The 17,368-nt window shown below is 64.6% G+C and carries 14 protein-coding genes; 2 read left to right on the top strand and 12 right to left on the bottom strand.

Annotated features, from left to right (window positions below):
* The first annotated feature begins 111 nt into the window (after nt 1-111).
* Nucleotides 112-843 (top strand): transcriptional regulator NanR, encoded by a 732-nt coding sequence (gene nanR / locus NFG57_RS10950; protein WP_213226913.1) that lies wholly within the window; start codon nt 112-114, stop codon nt 841-843.
* A 162-nt stretch (nt 844-1,005) separates the two neighbouring features.
* Here nanR and NFG57_RS10945 read toward each other — a convergent pair whose 3' ends face one another.
* From NFG57_RS10945 to NFG57_RS10890, 12 genes are all read right to left on the bottom strand, one after another.
* Entirely contained in the window at nt 1,006-2,154 is a 1,149-nt protein-coding gene (locus NFG57_RS10945; RefSeq protein WP_348814304.1) for a mannitol dehydrogenase, read from the bottom strand.
* Between the two features lie 37 nt (nt 2,155-2,191).
* On the bottom strand, nt 2,192-3,892 hold the full coding sequence (locus NFG57_RS10940; RefSeq protein WP_348814303.1) for an altronate dehydratase family protein: 1,701 nt from the start codon (nt 3,890-3,892) through the stop codon (nt 2,192-2,194).
* A gap of 144 nt (nt 3,893-4,036) precedes the next feature.
* A complete protein-coding gene (locus NFG57_RS10935; RefSeq protein WP_253028684.1) occupies nt 4,037-5,092 on the bottom strand; it encodes a zinc-binding alcohol dehydrogenase family protein in 1,056 nt (351 codons plus the stop codon).
* Nucleotides 5,089-5,940 carry a fumarylacetoacetate hydrolase family protein gene (locus NFG57_RS10930; RefSeq protein ID WP_222569920.1) on the bottom strand — a complete coding sequence of 284 codons (852 nt, stop codon included), beginning with the start codon at nt 5,938-5,940 and terminating at the stop codon, nt 5,089-5,091. Before NFG57_RS10930 ends, NFG57_RS10935 begins: the two co-directional genes overlap by 4 nt.
* 93 nt (nt 5,941-6,033) lie before the next feature.
* A complete protein-coding gene (locus tag NFG57_RS10925) occupies nt 6,034-6,783 on the bottom strand; it encodes an SDR family oxidoreductase (RefSeq protein ID WP_108133185.1) in 750 nt (249 codons plus the stop codon).
* A 747-nt stretch (nt 6,784-7,530) separates the two neighbouring features.
* The gene (locus NFG57_RS10920; RefSeq protein ID WP_124804839.1) at nt 7,531-8,142 is read right to left on the bottom strand and encodes a cytochrome P460 family protein; all 612 of its coding nucleotides are present in this window, start codon (nt 8,140-8,142) and stop codon (nt 7,531-7,533) included.
* 501 nt (nt 8,143-8,643) lie between these two features.
* Nucleotides 8,644-9,804, bottom strand: coding sequence for a fumarylacetoacetate hydrolase family protein (locus tag NFG57_RS10915; protein ID WP_108133187.1), 1,161 nt, complete (start codon nt 9,802-9,804; stop codon nt 8,644-8,646).
* A 39-nt stretch (nt 9,805-9,843) separates the two neighbouring features.
* Nucleotides 9,844-11,265: an FAD-binding oxidoreductase gene (locus NFG57_RS10910; protein ID WP_222569917.1), complete on the bottom strand. Its 1,422-nt coding sequence runs from the start codon at nt 11,263-11,265 to the stop codon at nt 9,844-9,846.
* 58 nt (nt 11,266-11,323) lie between these two features.
* On the bottom strand, nt 11,324-12,580 hold the full coding sequence (locus NFG57_RS10905; RefSeq protein ID WP_108450228.1) for a TRAP transporter large permease: 1,257 nt from the start codon (nt 12,578-12,580) through the stop codon (nt 11,324-11,326).
* On the bottom strand, nt 12,577-13,068 hold the full coding sequence (locus tag NFG57_RS10900; protein ID WP_348814302.1) for a TRAP transporter small permease: 492 nt from the start codon (nt 13,066-13,068) through the stop codon (nt 12,577-12,579). The genes NFG57_RS10905 and NFG57_RS10900 overlap by 4 nt, the downstream gene beginning before the upstream one ends.
* A gap of 59 nt (nt 13,069-13,127) precedes the next feature.
* Nucleotides 13,128-14,216 (bottom strand): TRAP transporter substrate-binding protein, encoded by a 1,089-nt coding sequence (locus NFG57_RS10895; RefSeq protein ID WP_083970675.1) that lies wholly within the window; start codon nt 14,214-14,216, stop codon nt 13,128-13,130.
* A 119-nt stretch (nt 14,217-14,335) separates the two neighbouring features.
* The gene (locus tag NFG57_RS10890; protein ID WP_348816175.1) at nt 14,336-15,649 is read right to left on the bottom strand and encodes an L-fuconate dehydratase; all 1,314 of its coding nucleotides are present in this window, start codon (nt 15,647-15,649) and stop codon (nt 14,336-14,338) included.
* Nucleotides 15,650-15,880: 231 nt separating this feature from the next.
* On the opposite strand from NFG57_RS10890, the gene NFG57_RS10885 reads away from it, so the two are divergent.
* Nucleotides 15,881-16,846, top strand: a complete 966-nt coding sequence (locus tag NFG57_RS10885; RefSeq protein ID WP_348814301.1) for a LysR substrate-binding domain-containing protein — start codon at nt 15,881-15,883, stop codon at nt 16,844-16,846.
* Nucleotides 16,847-17,368: the final 522 nt, after the last annotated feature.

Below are 17,368 nucleotides of genomic sequence, written 5' to 3'. Positions count from 1 at the left end.
GGGTGAGTGTGCCGCAGTGACGCCTTGCTGCCCAGGGGGTGCGCCTTGCAGTACCATGTGCGCCGTGTCCCGGAGACGCTCCGGGTGATGGATCGAGGGAGACCCGCGTCGATGAGCAAATATCGGGTGGAGCGCAAGACGCTGTCCGAGCAGGTGGCCGAACAACTGGAGGCTGAAATCCTCGAAGGGCGGCTGGGCGAGAATGATCAATTGCCGTCCGAACGTGAATTGATGGAGCAGTTCGGGGTCGGGCGCCCGGCGGTGCGGGAGGCGCTGTTCTACCTGCAGCAGCTAGGCTTGATCGCGATCAACAGCGGCACCCGGGCACGGGTTATCCGGCCCACCGCCGAGGCCGTGATGGCGAGGCTGTCCGGGGTCACCCGGCAGTTGTTGGCCAAACCCGAAGGGCAGCAGTACTTTCAGGAGGCTCGGGCGCTTTTCGAGGTCGCGCTGGCCCGTCAGGCGGCGCAGCACGCAAGCGATGAGGAGATCCAGGCGTTGCGCGACGCTCTGGCGCATCAGCGTTCGGTGATCGGCGATGAAGCCGCCGTCAAGCGGGCCGATAACGACTTTCATGGCGTCCTGGCGAGTATCGGGCACAACCCCATCTACGACGCCATCCATCAGGCACTATCCGAGTGGCTCGATGACCGTCGCGCCCTGGCGCTGCAGCAGCCCGGGGAGGACCTGGCTGCCCTGGAGGCCCACACCGAGATCGTCGAGGCCATCGCCGCCCGGGACCCGGAAGCCGCCGAGGCCGCCATGCGACGGCACCTCGATCGTCACTACGGCACCTATATGCAGCTCAAGCAACGCCTCAAGGGTCGCCAGGACGACGCCTGAGCCTGAGGGAGCGGAAGCACCCGTGCTGCACCGGGCAATGAGAACGGCCTTGGGCCAAGGGCGTGAGCCGAAGCCATACGCCGCCGCCGGATGACATCCGGCGGCGGCGTGTTATTGAAGGGTGCCTTGTTTGAGTGAGCCGCCAGCCTGGCCAGGACGTTGTCAGGTCGAGGACAGGGACGAGGTCGACGCGGAAGCCGTCGAGGGGAAAGCGCTGGCCAGGCGTGGTACGTCCCGACCCTGGCGGGCGGCCATCTGTACCACCGGCGCCAGCCTTCGCTCCAGCTTCTGGGGATGATTCTGGGCGATATCGGCCAGTCGGTGGTCCAGCCATGGATTGCGGAAACGATCCAGAATGCTGTCGACGTAGTCCTCGAGTTCCATGCCCGGAAGTTCCTGATCGAGTACCGGTACCACCTCCTGGCGCAGCATCTTCTCCAGTTCGTCTCCCAGGCGGGGGTCGTCTATCGCCTGGCGAACCAGTGTCACCTCCTCGCCGAGACCGAGATCCATGACGCGAGCGACCAGCCAGGTATGAGCCAGGTTCAAGAGGTGCAGCTTGCGACGCTCGAAGGGACGGATATCGTCGACCAGATGTACGTCCGGGTGGGAGAACGGCATCACCAGCCCGGGCGTTTGCTGAATCGCCCAGAGGCCATAGGGCTCGGCGACGGCGCCCACCGGATCCAGCTCGGCGGAGACGATGCGGTCCACCAGGGTCACCGCCCACACGCAGTCCCGCTCGAGCCATGCCATGAAGCCATCGTCGTCGTAGTGGGCCTGTGCCAATTCCAGGATGACGTCCTTGAGCTTGAGGGCGTTGTCGGTCAGAAGCTCGCATGGCAGCAGGGTGACGCCGGGACGGCCGGCGTCGAAGCGGGTCTTCAACAGGTGCGTCAGCTTGGCGGGGAAGCTCTCGGGGCAGTTCCGCCGTGGGCCATCGCCCGCCGGGACCTGATAGCCCGCCTCGGAGGTGTTGGAGACCACGTGGGTCACCTCATCGCGAAAACGCCGCTCCACTTCTGCCCAGGCTTCGCGGGCAACCAGCGCGGTGGTGATGCTGTCGACCTGATGGGTGGTATCGATCAGTTCGCCATCACGTCGGCCGCGCATCTTGACCGGGTAGACCGGGTCCCGGGCCAGGGCGTGGGCCTTGGTTCGCCCGGCCGCACGGTCCGAGCTCTGTACCGCAATGATACGGATATCACTGCCGTGTTCGTCCCGGGCCTGGCTGGCGAACAGGTCGACGTGGGCCAGCAGAAAACGGCCGATGCCGAACTGCATCAGGGTGACGGTGGTTGCGTTTTGCATGTTGTCAGGCTCTCTCAAGGGAAGCTCACAGGCTCTCTCACAAGGACACCCCACGCTTCCAGGGAATGAAGTCGTGCTGGGCCAGCCCCACGGCGCGGGTGGTGTAGCGCCCAGACGCGGTCTCGATGCACAGCGCCAGCAGGTCATCGGCGAGCTCGTCGATGGAGGCCTCGCCCCGGATCACCTCTCCGCTATCGAAGTCGATGATGTCCGCCATGCGGCGGGCCAGGTCCGAGTTGCTGGCGACCTTGAGGGTCGGTGCCACCGGGTTACCCGTGGGCGTGCCGAGCCCGGTGGTGAAGATCACCAGGTTGGCGCCGGAGCCGACCAGAGCGGTAGTGGACTCGACATCGTTGCCGGGACTGCACAGCAGCGCCAGGCCGGGTCGCGTGGCGGTCTCGGTGTAGTCGAGGACCTCGACCACCGGGCTGTCGCCGCCTTTCTTGGCGGCCCCGGCGGACTTCATGGCATCGGTGATCAGACCATCGCGGATATTGCCCGGCGAGGGGTTCATCGAGAAACTCGCGCCGACGGCGTCGGCGTGGCGCTGGTAGGCCTGCATCAGCGACGAGAAACGTTCGGCGGTGGCGTCGTCGACGCAGCGCGACAGCAGTTCGTGCTCGACTCCGCAGAGCTCGGGAAATTCGCTGAGGATGCCGCTGCCGCCGAGGGCAACCAGGCGATCGATGACACCGCCCACCACCGGGTTGGCCGACAGACCCGAGAAGCCGTCGGACCCACCGCACTCCACCCCGATACGCAGGGCCGATAGCGGCGCCGGCTGACGGGTCACCTGGTTGGCCTCGCGCAGGCCATCGAAGATGGTGCCCAGGGCCTGTTCGATCAAGGCGTCTTCGCTGGTGCTGGCCTGTTGCTCGAGGTAGTGCACCGGGCGCAGGCCCTGCGGGTCCTTGCTTGCCACCGCCTGCTTGAGCATGGCGATCTGGGCCTTCTGGCAGCCAAGGCTCAGCACCGTGGCGCCGGCCACGTTGGGGTGGGTGATATAGCCCGCCAGCAGGTTGCACAGCGCCTGGGCGTCGTCGTCGGTGCCGCCACAACCCAGGGTATGGGTCAGAAAACGCACGCCATCCACGTTGGGAAAGGGCGAGGAGGGAGGCTCGGTCACATGGCTCGGGCTATCGCCATGAAGCATCTGGCGTGCCATCTGCTTGTAGTCGCGGAAAGGGTCGTCACCCAGGGCGTCCGCCACACACTGTCGAAGTACCTCGATATTGCGGTTCTCGCAGAACACCAGCGGCACCACCAGCCACAGGTTGGCGGTGCCCACGCCACCGTCCGGACGATGGAAGCCGTCGAAGGTGTGATCTTCGAAGGCGGAAACGTCCGGTGCCTGCCAGTGCTCCCGGCGGGTGACCGGGGTATCCGAGTGGGTGAAGTGCTCCAGGTTGTCGGTGCGGATCACGCTGCCACGGGCGATCGCCCGGGTGGCCCGGCCGACGGTGACGCCGTACATGGTGACGGTGTCACCGACGGCCAGATCCTCGAGGGCGAACTTGTGCTTGTGGCGGACGGCTTCCACCAGCGTCAGGGTGTCGGCACCCTCGTCGATGCGGTGCCCCTGGGGCAGGTCGCGCAGGGCGACACGCACATTGTCGGCAGGATGGACCCGCAGGCTTTCCTGGGCGGGCTGGTCGCTGGCGATGGTCGCGTTGGACGACGCTGCCTTGTTCGATGCAGCGGTGGTCGATGACGTGGTGGTCGATGACTGTGTGGACATGGGACGGTCCTCGGCAAAGGCGTTGACGTTGTTATCGTGACGGCCTGGTGATCGGGTGCAGCAGATGACGGTGGGTGCCGTACGCCGCCTGGTGAAAGAGTGTTCGGTGCCCGTCGAAGGGGGCTTGCCGGTCCTGGTGCCGACTTATCGATCGAGGTGAATCATCGCCTTGATCACGCCGGCCTCACCGCCGCACCACACCGGCATGGTCTCCGGCAGGGCCTCGAGCTTGGCACGATGGGTGATCATCGGGCGCACCTGGATACGGCCTTCTTCCAGCAGTTCGGTGACGCAGTCGAAGTCTTCGCGGGTGGCGTTGCGGCTGGCGAGCAGGGTCAGTTCTCGGCCGTGAAAGCTCGGGTCGTCAAAGCGAATGTCTGACTTGACGATGCTGACCAGTACGTAGCGGCCGCCGTGTCCGGCCAGGCCGAAGCCGGCCTCCATGGCGCTCGGGTTGCCGGTGGCGTCGAACACCACGTCGGCCAGTGCGCCGTCGTTGAGACTGGCCAGGCGCGCCTGCGGATCGTCCTCGCCCACTACCAGGGTCTGCTCGAAGCCGAGCGCTTCGCGGCAGAAGGTCAGGCGTTCGGCGCTGGTATCGAGCAGCAGTACCCGTGCACCGCGGGCCCGCGCGACCTGGGCGACGCCGATGCCGATGGGGCCGGCGCCGACCACCGCCACCAGTTCATCCGCTTCCACCGCGGCCCGGCGCACCGCGTGGGCACCGATGGCCTGGCACTCGATCAGTGCCAGCTCGTCTGGTTCCAGTGCCGGGCAGGCCACCAGATGATCGACCGGAACCTTCAGCCACTCGGCCATGCCGCCGTCGCGATGGACGCCGATCACCTGCATCGCCTGACAGCAGTTGGTCTTGCCGCGCCGGCAGGCGCGACACTCGCCACAGTGCAGGTAGGGGATCACGTACACCGGCTGGTGCTCGAGGCGGGCACGGGTCGCCTCGTCCACGTCGTCGGCAAGGGCCTCCACCGTACCGGCCAGTTCGTGCCCCAGCACCCGGGGGTAGTCGAAGTAGGGCTGGTTGCCGCCGAAGGCGTGGATATCGGTGCCGCAGACCCCGATGCGCGAAATGCGCACCAGGGCCTCGCCGCCGGCAAGCTCGGGGCGGGGGCGCTGTTCCAGGGCCATCTGCCCTGGTTCGACGCACACCGCCACGGTCATGGGCTGGTCGCGCTGGCTCATGCGTCCGAATCCGCCACGACCTTCTGGGTCTGCACCCCGAGGCCCTCGATGCCCAGGCGCATGGTCTGACCCGGACGCAGGAACACCGGCGGATTCTGGCCCAGGCCGACACCAGGCGGCGTGCCGGTGGAGATGACGTCGCCTGGCTGCAGGCTCATGAAACGGCTCAGGTAGCTGATGAGGTAGGCCACCTGATAGACCATGGTGCGGGTATTGCCGTCCTGGTATCGCTTGCCGTCGACCTCGAGCCACAGGTTCAGCGCCTGGGGATCTTCCACTTCATCCGGGGTCACCAGCCAGGGGCCGAGGGGACCGAAGGTGTCGCAACCCTTGCCCTTGTCCCAGGTACCGCTGCGCTCGAGCTGGAATTCCCGCTCGGATACGTCGTTGATCACGCAGTAGCCCGCCACGTGCTCGAGGGCGTCGGCTTCGTCGATATAGCGACCGCCCTTGCCGATCACCACGCCGAGTTCGACCTCCCAGTCGGTCTTGGAGGAATCGCGGGGAATGATGACGTCGTCGTCGGGGCCGCAGATGGCGCTGGTCCACTTGTTGAAGATCACCGGCTCCGGCGGCACCTCGGCGCCACTCTCGGCGGCGTGGTCGGCGTAGTTGAGGCCGATGCAGATGAACTTGCCGACCTGACCGACGCAGGGGCCGATACGGGTGTCGGCGGGAACCTCGGGCAGGCTTTCCAGATCGAGGCCGGCGATGCGCGCCAGGCTGTCACGTCCGAGGGCCTCTCCGGCAACGTCGTCGATGACGCCGGACAGGTCACGGACACGTCCGTTGGTGTCGAGAATACCGGGAGCTTCCTGGCCGGGGGCGCCGAATCGCAGCAGTTTCATGGGGTGTCCTTTATCGTTGATTGGATGGATGTTTTTGCTGAGTTGATGGTGTTATATCGCGCCGATGTCATCGCTTTGCGTCGATCAGTGTCGTCACGCCAGCCAGCCGCCATCGATGATCTGGCTGGTGCCTGTGGTATACGCCGATTCATCGGAGGCCAGATAGACGGCCAGTGCGGCGATCTCCTCGGGCCTGCCCAGGCGTCCCATTGGCTGGCGGTCGAGGAAGGCCTGGCGCACCTGGGCTTCGTCCTGTCCCTGAGCCTCGGCCTGGGCGCGAATACGCTGCGCCAGGGAGGGCGACTCCACGGTACCCGGACAGATGGCGTTGCAGCGGATGCCGTGGGTCACGTAGTCCGCCGCCACCGAGCGCGTCAGACCGATGACGGCGGCCTTGCTGGTGCCGTAGGCAAAGCGTCCGGCAACACCCTTCAGGCTGCTGGCGACCGACGCCATGTTGATGATGCTGCCACCACCGGCCTCCAGCATACCGGGAAGAAAGGTCGAGATGGTGTGGTACATGGCGGTGACGTTGATCGCCATGGAGCGATCGAAGTCCTCGATGGAGCACTCCAGCAGGCTGCCGCTATGCACGTAACCGGCACAGTTGAACAGGATGGTCGGTGTCGGAATCTTCGCCCCCAGCTCGGCGATCGCCGCAGGGTCGGTCACATCCAGGGTGTGGCAGCGGACACCCCGGCGATCTGCCAGATCCTCAAGCTTGGCCGGATCGAGGTCGGTGGCGTGGACCTCCGCGCCCTCGGCGATAAAGCGCTCGACGGTGGCGCGACCGATGCCCTGGCCGGCGGCGGTGATCAAGGCGGTCTTTCCTGACAGACGCATGATGTCTCCTGTTGGCAGGGGCGACGAGGTTGTTGTCATGGCGGCGAAACATCAGGTGTCGTAGTGACGAAGGCCTGGTGCTCTCCCTCTAGCTGAAGCCTGCTGGTGCCGCGGGTTTTCGCTAGGTGGTATGACAGGCTGCTAGCATGACGTTATCCGTAGTATGGCGCAGGTTGGCTGGATTGCAATTGGCGCCAAGGGCCGACTTTGGTCGCAAGGGATCAAGAGTGCCGGGGTAGCGGAATATGGCTGATAGCAAAGAGCGGGGACGGATATCGCTGGTCCGCGGGAAGAGGGCGCCGAGAACATAAAAAAAGGCGGCCGGGGAGGGCCGCCAGGAGGGCAGGGAACGCAAGAAGGATGGCGGATATCGCTGCCGAGAGACATCCTTCTCTCGGGGCAGCCCCTATGCCACTTCTGGACTCCGGGGCGAATCCAGTGGCTCGCCGGTAGACGTACCCTGCAAGGCCATAGGGTGACGCAGGGTCAACGCCATCGCTTCATGCTCGGTGGTGCCAGGTGCTTGTCTTGCCGGCCTTCGTGCTACTGGGTATCGGGTGTTTATATGTCTATACGGCCGGCTGCGGTTCGCATGTGCACGTACCGCACGTTTCTACATAGCACCTTTCATTGGCACCTTTCATTGGCACCTTTAGGCACCATATTCCAGATGGTCCCCGTTCCTGACTCTGACTCCCTGGCCGATGGTTCAGGCCCTGGACTGTCGGAACGGGGCCAGACAGGCGATCAGCCGTCGTTGCCAAGCTGGGACTGGGTGCCGCCACCGGCGTCGTCGCCGGCGCCCTTGCCGGCGGTCAGTACCGGGTAGTACTGGGTAAAGACGAAGTCATCGGCTGCCGCCGCCGCGTGGCAGGCGTTGCAGGCCGCGGTGGGGAAGGGCGCCGCTGTCTCCTTGAGGCTCGAGTGGTCCGGCGTCGAGAAGCTGTAGTAGGCCCAGTTGCCGGGTTCATCCGGGAAGTGCTCGCTGCTCTTGATGGTCGCCTCGAGGCCGATGTATTCGCCCATGAAGTAGCCGTTGCCGCTGGCCGCCTGCTTGCTGCCGACGCTGATCAGTTCCTTGATCATGATGGCGCCATCGCGGAATTCACCGGTTTCCTTCCAGTGATCCCAGCTTTCCGGATCGATGTAGACGGCGTGGAACTCAGGGAACGGCGCCTTGCCGTTGTTCATGTCATTGGGCGTGAGCGGGGTACCGACGAACACCCATTCGCGGAAACCGGTAGGTCGCGTGAGCTCCCCGTCGGTGATCTCGAAGTAGGTCTCGGCGACCGCGTCGAAGGCGATCAGGCTGGCGCCCATGGCGGCGGCGATGGCGGTGAGACGGGAAATCCTGAGCATGGTCTGTCCTCCTTGGTCACCGAGGCGCACCTGGACGCGTCCATCCACGGGTGCTGCGCTGACGGCGACGAGTCACGGCAAGGGCGGCGCAGGCTTCTTGGGTGGCCTTTGGCTTGCTCCCTGTCCTTTATCCGGGCCTTGAGGCCCTTGTCTGATGATGGTCGATGTTCCTTGGTCCCCTCGCTCGCGCGAGTGCAGCGATGACGTTGCCGGTCTTGTTCCTGACCTTGCGTTGTTCCTGACCTTGCGTTCGCGATGCAACGCGCCTTGCGCAAGAACAACCGTCATATGTCGAAACACTGACTGACATCGGCGGGAGGGGTCTTGAAGGTATATGTCAGAGCCATGTCACTCGCCATGTCCGGCGCGGGAACTCGCATACCGCATGCGCAAATGCTTGAGTAGCAGCGCGTAATGGCACAGTTGGCGGCCTGAAACAAAAAAGCCTCGCCGAGGGCGAGGCAGAAGGGAGATGTCGGTTCGTGCGGGTCTTGCGTGGTGTCAGCCGCGCTGGTGGGCGAGCCAGGCGCGGATACCGTAGGTCCAGGGGGGCAGCTGGTCGGAGCGTTCGACGCGATTGACCAGAGCGCCCAGGCTAGGCGTCGAGATGGTGACCACATCACCCAGGTGATGGGTAAAGCCCTGGCCGGGCCCGTCGCGGTCCTGAATCGGCGAGAACATGGTGCCGAGGAACAGCATGAAGCCATCGGGGTACTGGTGATGCGCGCCGATGGTCTGGCCCACCAGGTCCAGCGGGTCGCGACTGATCTCGCGCATGTCGCTCTGGTCCTCGAGCAGGAAGTCGTCGTCGTTGCCTTCGATGCGCAGGCTGACCATGGCCGAGCGCACGTCGTCGATCGAGAAGTGGTCATCGAACAGGCGAATGAAGGGCCCGATGGCACAGGAGGCGTTGTTATCCTTGGCCTTGCCAAGCAGCAGGGCACTGCGTCCTTCGACATCGCGCAGATTGACGTCATTGCCCAGCGTCGCGCCGCGGGCGTTGCCTTGTGCATCCACCGCCAGCACGATCTCGGGCTCGGGGTTGTTCCAGCGCGATGACGGGTGCAGCCCCACCGCCGCGCCCTGGCCCACCGCGGACAGCGGCTGCGACTTGGTGAAGACCTCGGCGTCGGGGCCGATGCCGACCTCCATGTACTGGGACCAGGCGCCACGGGACTGAAGCTCGGCCTTGAGCGCCATGGCCTCGTCGGAGCCGGGGCGGATCTTCGACAGGTCACCGCCGATCACGCGCTTGAGTTCCTCGCGCAGCTCGCCGGCGCGGGCGGCGTCGCCACCGGCCTGCTCCTCGATGACGCGTTCCAGCAGGCTGACCGCGAAGGTCACTCCACAGGCCTTGATCGCCTGGACGTCGCAGGGCGCGAGCAGGTGCGGGGCGCGCTGGGGTGTCTGGCAGGAATTTTCCAGCAGGCTGTCCAGGCTACCCAGGGACTCGCCCTCGGCGTTGGCGATCAGCTCGGCGGCGTCGTCGCGTTCGAGCAGGTCGGCCATGACATTGATGGTGGCCGACAGGTCGATAAGCTGGCCATCGCGAACGGTTACCAGGACGGGGCCTTGCTGGTCGTCGCGCCACACTCGGCCGACCAGCAGGGCACGGTCGGCGTCGTCGGGCAGGATGTCGCGGGCGGTAAGGCGGGGACTCATGTTAGGACCTCTATCTGTTGAAAAGGGGAAGTCGATGGCTCAGCGCTGCATTCTCGGCAGGATACGCCCGGGGCTCATCAGGCCGCGGGGGTCCAGCAGGCGCTTCAGGCCACGCATGATGTCGTGCTCCGGCGCCGACAGGCTTTCGAGGAAGTAGGGCTGCTTGACGCGACCGATGCCGTGCTCGGCGCTGATGCTGCCGTCGAACTCGGCGACAATGGCAAACAGCTGCTCTTCCAGCTCATGCAGCAGACTGCGCTTGTCGTCGTCGTCCAGATGCGCCGGCGGCAGGATATTGAAGTGCAGGTTGCCATCGCCGACGTGGCCGTAGGCGATGACCTGAGAGTCTGGCGAGGCCTCGGTGATCGCCGCCTCCGCCTGGTCATGGAAGGCGGTAAGCTGGGAGATCGGCAGCGAGACGTCGGTACGCAGGTGCTCGCCGCGGCGCTGCTGGCCTTCCAGCATGGCCTCGCGCAGCTGCCATAGCTGGGCCGCCTGGGTATCGCTTGTGGCCAGCACACCATCCTCCAGCAGGCCGTCCTCGAGTCCTCGCTCGAATAGCGTTTCGATCATGCTGTCGAGATCGGCAGGACCGCTGGCGGCGACTTCCATCAGCACGTACACCGAGTGGGGCGCATCCAGCGGGTCCGGCAGTGAGGGATCGGCCTCCAGGGCAAGTTCCATGCAGGCCCGCGGAATCAGCTCGAAGGCGGTCAGCAGGTCGCAGCAGCTGCGTCTTGCCTGGGCGTAGAGTTTCAGCACCGAGGCCACGTCGGGGCAGCCGATCAACGCAGTGCGTGTCACCTGGGGACGGGGGTAGAGCTTGAGTACCGCGCCGGTGACGATGCCCAGGGTACCCTCGGCACCGATGAACAGCTGCTTCAGGTCGTAGCCGGTGTTGTTCTTGTGCAGAGCCTTCATGTCGTCGAGCAGGCGGCCGTCCGGCAGCGCCACCTCGATACCCAGTACCAGCTGGCGCATCATGCCGTAACGCAGTACGTTCAGGCCGCCGGCGTTGGTGGCGATATTGCCGCCGATCTGGCAGCTGCCCTGGGCGCCGAGGGCCAGCGGAAAGGTGCAATCCTCGGCCTCGGCGGCGTCCTTGATGGTCTGCAGCACGCAGCCGGCGTCGACGCTCACGGTGAAGTTGATCGGATCGATGGAGCGAATTTTATTAAGCCGCTCCAGGCTGATGACCAGCTCCGGTGTCTGGCTGTCCGGCAAGGCGCCTTCGACCAGGCCGCTGCCGCCGCCCTGGGGGACCACCGGAATATCGTGGCGATGGCAGTAGCCGAGTACCTGCGCCACCTGCTCAGAGGTCGCCGGGCGAGCCACGGCCAACGGCAGACCGCCGCGGGCGCCGGCCCAGTCGACCCGATAGCGCTCGAGGTCGTCTGTCAGCACGCCGGTGCTGCCCAGGGTCTCTCGCAGAAAGGTCAGCAGGTCGTCGTTGGCGCTCATCGGGGGCTTCTCCGCTCGGCGGGCGGCCAGGGGCCGCCCAGGTTGTTCAAGTTCGGGGTTATCGGAACCACAGCACCACTCCCGGGAACAGCAGGAACACGACCAGCAGTGCCACCAGGGTGAAGTAGAAGGGCAGCAGGCTCTTGACCAGGCTTTCCATGCCGACCTTGCCGACGCCACAGCCGACATAGAGCACGGTGCCCACCGGCGGGGTGATCAGGCCGATACCCAGGATGAAGGACATCAGCACGCCGAAGTACACCGGGTCGATGCCAAGCTTGACCACCACCGGCGTCATCAGCGGTGCCAGGATCACCATGGCAGGGGTCAGGTCCATGAAGAAGCCCACCACCAGCAGGAAGGCCGACAGGATCAGCAGCAGCAGAAGCTTGTTTTCGGTGATGGCGGACAGGCTCACTACCAGTTGCTGGGGAATCATGTTGGCGGTCAGAAGCCAGGCCAGCACGCTGGCGAAGGCCAGCAGCAGCATGACCACACCTGTCAGTCGACCGGTGCTCACGCACAGCTCGAAGAAGCGCTTGAGCGACAGGCTGCGATAGACGAAGAAGGACACCGCGAAGGCATAGACCAGCGCGATGGCGGCGCTCTCGGTGGGGGTGAAGACCCCGGTGAGGATGCCACCGACGATGATCACCGGCAGCAGCAGCGCCAGGATGGCGTCCTTGAGGGCACTGGTCAGTTCCGGGAAGGAGAAGGCCTGGCCCTTGCCGTTCTTGCGTGACTGCACGTAGGTGGTGGCCGCCAGTCCCAGGGTGATCAGGATGCCGGGCACGATGCCGGCCAGGAACAGCTGAGAGATCGAGGTGTTGGTGACCACGCCGAACAGGATCATCGGGATCGACGGCGGGATGATGATGCCGACCACCGAGGCCGCGACCACGATGGCGGTGGCCATGGGCGCGCTGTAGCGATGCTGCTTCATCGGCTCGATCATCATGCTGCCGACCGCCGAGGCGTCGGCCACGGCGGAGCCGCTGATGCCGCCGAAGAACATCGAGGTCATCACCGCCACCTGACCCAGGCCACCGGCGACGAAGCCGACCATGGCGCTGGCCAGTCGGACCAGGCGGGTGGCGATGCCGCCCTCGCTCATCACCTCGCCGACCAGGATGAACAGCGGAATGGCCAGCAACGGAAAGGAGTCCAGGCCGTTGACTGCCTGGGCGACGATGGGCGACAGCGAATAGTCGGAATAGAAGAAGATGAACAGGCTGATGGCGCCGAGGCCAAACGAGATCGGCATGCCAATGACGATGCAGATGGCAAGCCCGATAAGGATGCTCCACAGGATCATGGTTCGGACCTCCTGAGCAGGGCCACCAGGGCCAGGGTGTTGGCGATCAGGGTCAGCCCTGCCATCACCGGCATGGCGCTATAGAGCCAGGTCTTGGGGATGCCGAGCATGGGGGTAGCGCTGGTATAGCCGGAGATCAGCTCCTTGAAGCCGAGCAGGATGCAGATGCAGACGAGGTAGATCACCGCCACGGCGGTCAGTCCCAGCACGCGGCGCAGCCCGGCCGGGGCCAGGTCCTTGAAGTAGGTCACCGCCACGTGTTTCTTCTCGAGGCTGCCGAGTCCGGCGCCAAGCAGTACCAGCCAGATGAACAGCACCCGGGACAGCTCCTCGGCCCAGGCGTAGGAGGTATTGAGCACGAAGCGACCGAAGACGTTGGCGGTCACGCAGAACACCACGCCGAGCACCAGCAATCCGACGGCGATGCGCAGCGTGGTAATCAACCACCCCAGGAGTCCCGGGGTGGAAGTGGAGGATAGGGTGGTCATGGGTCACCTCCGTGGTGACGACGACCCCGCCGCCGACAGCGGCGGGGTCGGGCTAGGGCTTACTGGGAAACAGCGCGGATATCGTCGATCAGCTCTCCGCCGATCTTCTCGCGCCACTCGTCATAGACCGGCGACAGGGTCTCTTGGAAGGTGGCCACCTGTTCCGGGGTCAGCTCGGTGATGTTCATGCCCTCGTCCATCAGCTCCTGCTTGATCTGGTCGTTGAGGGTGCGGCTGACTTCACGCTGGTAGTCGCCCATCTGCTTGGCGGCGTCGGACAGCAGATCCTGATAGCCCTCGGGCAGACGGCTCCAGAAGCGCTCGGAGACCAGCGTGATAAAGGGCGTGTAGACGTGGTTGGACTCGGTGGCGTAGTCCTGCACTTCGTTGAACTTGGACGACTGAATGGTGATCCAGGGGTTCTCCTGGCCGTCGACCACGCCCTGCTCGAGGGCGGTGAACAGCTCAGCGAAGGACATCGGCGTCGGGTTGGCGCCCAGGGTCTTCCAGATATCCAGGTGGATCGGGTTCTGCATGGTCCTGACCTTGAGGCCATCCAGATCCTCGGGCGAGGCCACCGCGTTCTGGCTGTTGGTCAGCTGGCGATAGCCGTTCTCGGCCCAGCCGAGGGCCTTGAGTCCATTGGTGCTGGCGGTTTCCAGCATGCGATCACCGATCTCGCCGTCGAGCACCTCGTCGGCCACTTCCGGAGTGGGGAACAGGAACGGCAGGTCGAAGACCGCGAACTCCGGGAACATGTTGACCAGCGGCGACGTGGACGGCGCGGTCATCTCCAGGGTGCCGGACTGCAGCGCGCTGACCGCCTGGAGGTCATCGCCAAGCTGTGCGCTGTGGAACAGCTCGACCTGGATATGGCCGTCACTGCGTGCCTCGACGATGTCCTCGAAGTACTCGAGGCCACGGTACTGGGCGCCGGACTGGGTGGTGCCGATGCTGAACTTGAGGGTGTAGTCGTTGCCGTCACCTTCGACCACGGGTCCGTCGACCTCGGGGATCGGCGGCATCTCGCTGGCGGCCTGGGCGGTGGCAACACCACCCAGCGTCAGGCTGCCGATGGTCAGGGCGGCGATGGCCGCGCCCAGGCGGCGACGGGTGAAGGGGGCGACGGACGTTGTGATTGTTGTCATGCTTCTCTCCAATTTGCGTGGCGTGCTGGCCATTGCGTAGCGCTCTGGCCCTTGCTTGGCGTGCTGGCCAGCGGCCCCGGGAAGCGTTTCATCCCGGGGCCGCTGGCCGGTGGAGCGGCTCAGGCGTCTTGCCAGGCCGCGCCTTCGGGGTAGCGATGCATCTCGAGGGACTCGGGCTTCATGGTGATGCTGTAGCCCGGCGCCTCGGGCACCAGGTAGCGACCCTGACGGATACGCACCGGGTCGACAAAGTGCTCATGCAGGTGGTCGACGTACTCCAGCAGGCGACCTTCCAGCGAACCGGAGACGGCGATGTAGTCGAACAGGGAGATGTGCTGGGTGTATTCGCACAGGCCCACGCCACCGCCGTGGGGGCAGATCGGCACGCCGTACTTGGCCGCCAGCAGCACCACGATGATGACCTCGTTGAGCCCGCCCAGACGCGCCGCGTCGAGCTGACAGAAGTCGATCGCGCCGGCCTGCAGCAACTGCTTGAACATCACCCGGTTGTGGCAGTGCTCGCCGGTGGCGACGCCGATGCCACCCTCCAGGCCGCCCCTGAGGCGACGACGGATCTCGGCGTGACCGAGGATGTCGTCGGGGCTGGTGGGCTCCTCGATCCAGTGAGGATTGAACTCTGCCAGACGGCGCATGTTGACGATGGTCTCGTCCACATCCCACATCTGGTTGGCGTCCATCATCAGGGTGCGTTGTTCGCCGATCTCCTCGCGCAGGATCGCCGCGCGCCGGCGATCTTCCTCGATGTCGCCACCGACCTTCTGCTTGAAGTGCTGCCAGCCCTCGGCCAGGGCTTCGCGGCACAGTCGACGCATCTTTTCCTCGGAATAGCCAAGCCAGCCTGCGGAGGTGGTATAGCCGGGGTAGCCCTCGGCCTTCATCTCGGCCTCGCGCTCGCCCTTGGTGCCGGCCTTGCGACGCAGCAGGGCGATGGCCTCCTCGGGGGTGATGGCGTCGGTGACGAAGCGGAAGTCCAGACAGCGCACCAGCTGTTCCGGGCTCATGTCGGTAAGCAGCTTCCAGATCGGCTTGCCTTCACGCTTGGCCCACAGGTCCCAGATAGCATTGACCAGGGCGGCGCTGGCCAGGTGCATCACGCCCTTTTCCGGACCCAGCCAGCGCAGCTGGCTATCGCCACTGGTCAGCTCGCGCCAGAAGGTGCCCATGTTCGCGGTGATGTCCTCGAGCTTGCGGCCCACCAGGGTGGGTGCCAGGGCGTTGACCGCAGCGACGCAGAGATCATTGCCGCGGCCGATGGTGAAACTCAGACCGTGGCCCTCGTCTTCCTGATCGGTGTGCAGGATGACGTAGGTGGCCGAGTAGTCCGGTGCCTCGTTCATGGCATCGGAGCCATCGAGCTGGCGTGAGGTGGGGAAGCGGATATCGCGGGCGTCGACCCGAGTGATGGTGGTCATGCTGGCGGCCTTGTGGTGAATATTGTTGGTTGTCCGACGAGTGGCCAGGGAAAGCATCATGGGCGTCGATCAGCGGTTGGCTGCTTGCGGAAAGCGCCTGCCTCTCTGGTTGCTCTCCCGTTACTCTCTTGCTGCTGTCTCGTCGTTCTATTGTCAGTGAGGGCAGTCTAAACAGAGCGCTAAAAGAACGGCCAATCCAAGTTTTTGGCCATTTGATAACCTCAGGTTATCATGTGTTTTTCAATCATCGGGATGATGCGCTACATGCCCCATGACAGCGGTATTCACGCCAAGACGTGGCTACGGATCAGGCATATGGTATTGCTGGTCGCCTTGGACGAAAGTCGTAACATGCACGCGGCTGCAAGGCAGCTAAACATCAGCCAGCCGGCGGCCAGCAAGATGCTCAAGGACATCGAGGGATTTCTCGGAATACCGCTGTTTCTGCGTGAGCCCGGGCGGATGGAACCGACCGACGCCGGTGTGACGGTATTGCGCTATGCACGGCGTCTGCTCAACGACACCGATCGGCTGGTCGAAGAACTGGCTTCACTGCGCGAAGGTGGGCACGGTCGGCTGGCGCTTGGCTCGGTACCCGGTGCCGCCCCGGTGATGTTGCCAAGGGCCATGGCGGAGCTGAAGTCGCGCCGGCCGCGGCTCGCCATCTCGTTGATAGAGAACTCCAGCGATCGACTGCTGGTGGATCTCGAATACAAGCTGCTCGACGCCGTCATTGGCCGCTATACCGAGCCGTCCCAGCGTCATCTGTTCGACTTTCTGCCGCTCAAGGAGGAGCCGGTGTCGGTGGTGGCGCGACCCGACCATCCGCTGTGTCAGGGGACGCCTGAGTTGGCCGAGGTGGTGCGCTGGCCCTGGGTGCTGCACCCGATGGCGAGTCCCATGCGCGGGTTGTTTGAGGCGGCCCTGGCCGAGGCCGGCGTCGCCTCGCCGCGCAACGTCATCGAGACCACCTCCACCCAGGCCTCGCTTCAGCTGGTGGCGAGTACCGATACCCTGTCGCTGTTGCCAAGCTCGGTGGTCAAGACCACCTTCTCTCAAGGTCGTTTCGCGGTACTGCCGCTGACCATCGGTGAGCCGCTGGGCTACTACGGCGTGCTCACGCGCAAGGGCGAGCCCTGGCCTGAACTGCTGACCGAGTTTGTCGCCAGCCTGGTCGGAGAAGAGGATGCGCCATGAGCAATATCGTGGGCAGGAATGATCGTGGGCGTGAAAGGATGTTTCTGGGATGTCTTGGCCAATAAGTTGGGCGTTTCATGCCGGCAATAATGGCCAAGATATTCGCCGAATAAGCGTGAAACGTCACCGATTATGGATCGGATGTGATTGCAAAGGCAGGAGGGAACGGTAGCGGGAGGATGTCTGAATAGGTGTCTTGATGGGTGTCTGGGTAGATGCCTTGATAGACGTCTGGATGGATGTCTCGATGACTGTCTTCAAGGCTATTTTGATAAGAGGCGTGATGGCGAGGTAAGCGCGCCAATGGCCGTCGTTGAATCATGAGCCAAGGCCATCGTTCCCTGCAGGTCTTTATCAGGCGATGCGGACCGAAGGACGATGACAGAAAGGCGGGGCCAGAAAGACCAGGACAGAATGACAAGAACAAGAAAAAGAAGACGAGACAGGAGGCGCCGATGATCGGCGCCTCCGTCCGTTCGCTTCAACCATGGCTTCAGCTATGTATTCAGCCATGCCTTCAGC

This window comes from Halomonas sp. H10-59, from assembly GCF_040070555.1.
GTDB lineage: Bacteria > Pseudomonadota > Gammaproteobacteria > Pseudomonadales > Halomonadaceae > Halomonas > Halomonas litopenaei.
This window is presented reverse-complemented; position numbering and strand designations above follow the sequence as displayed.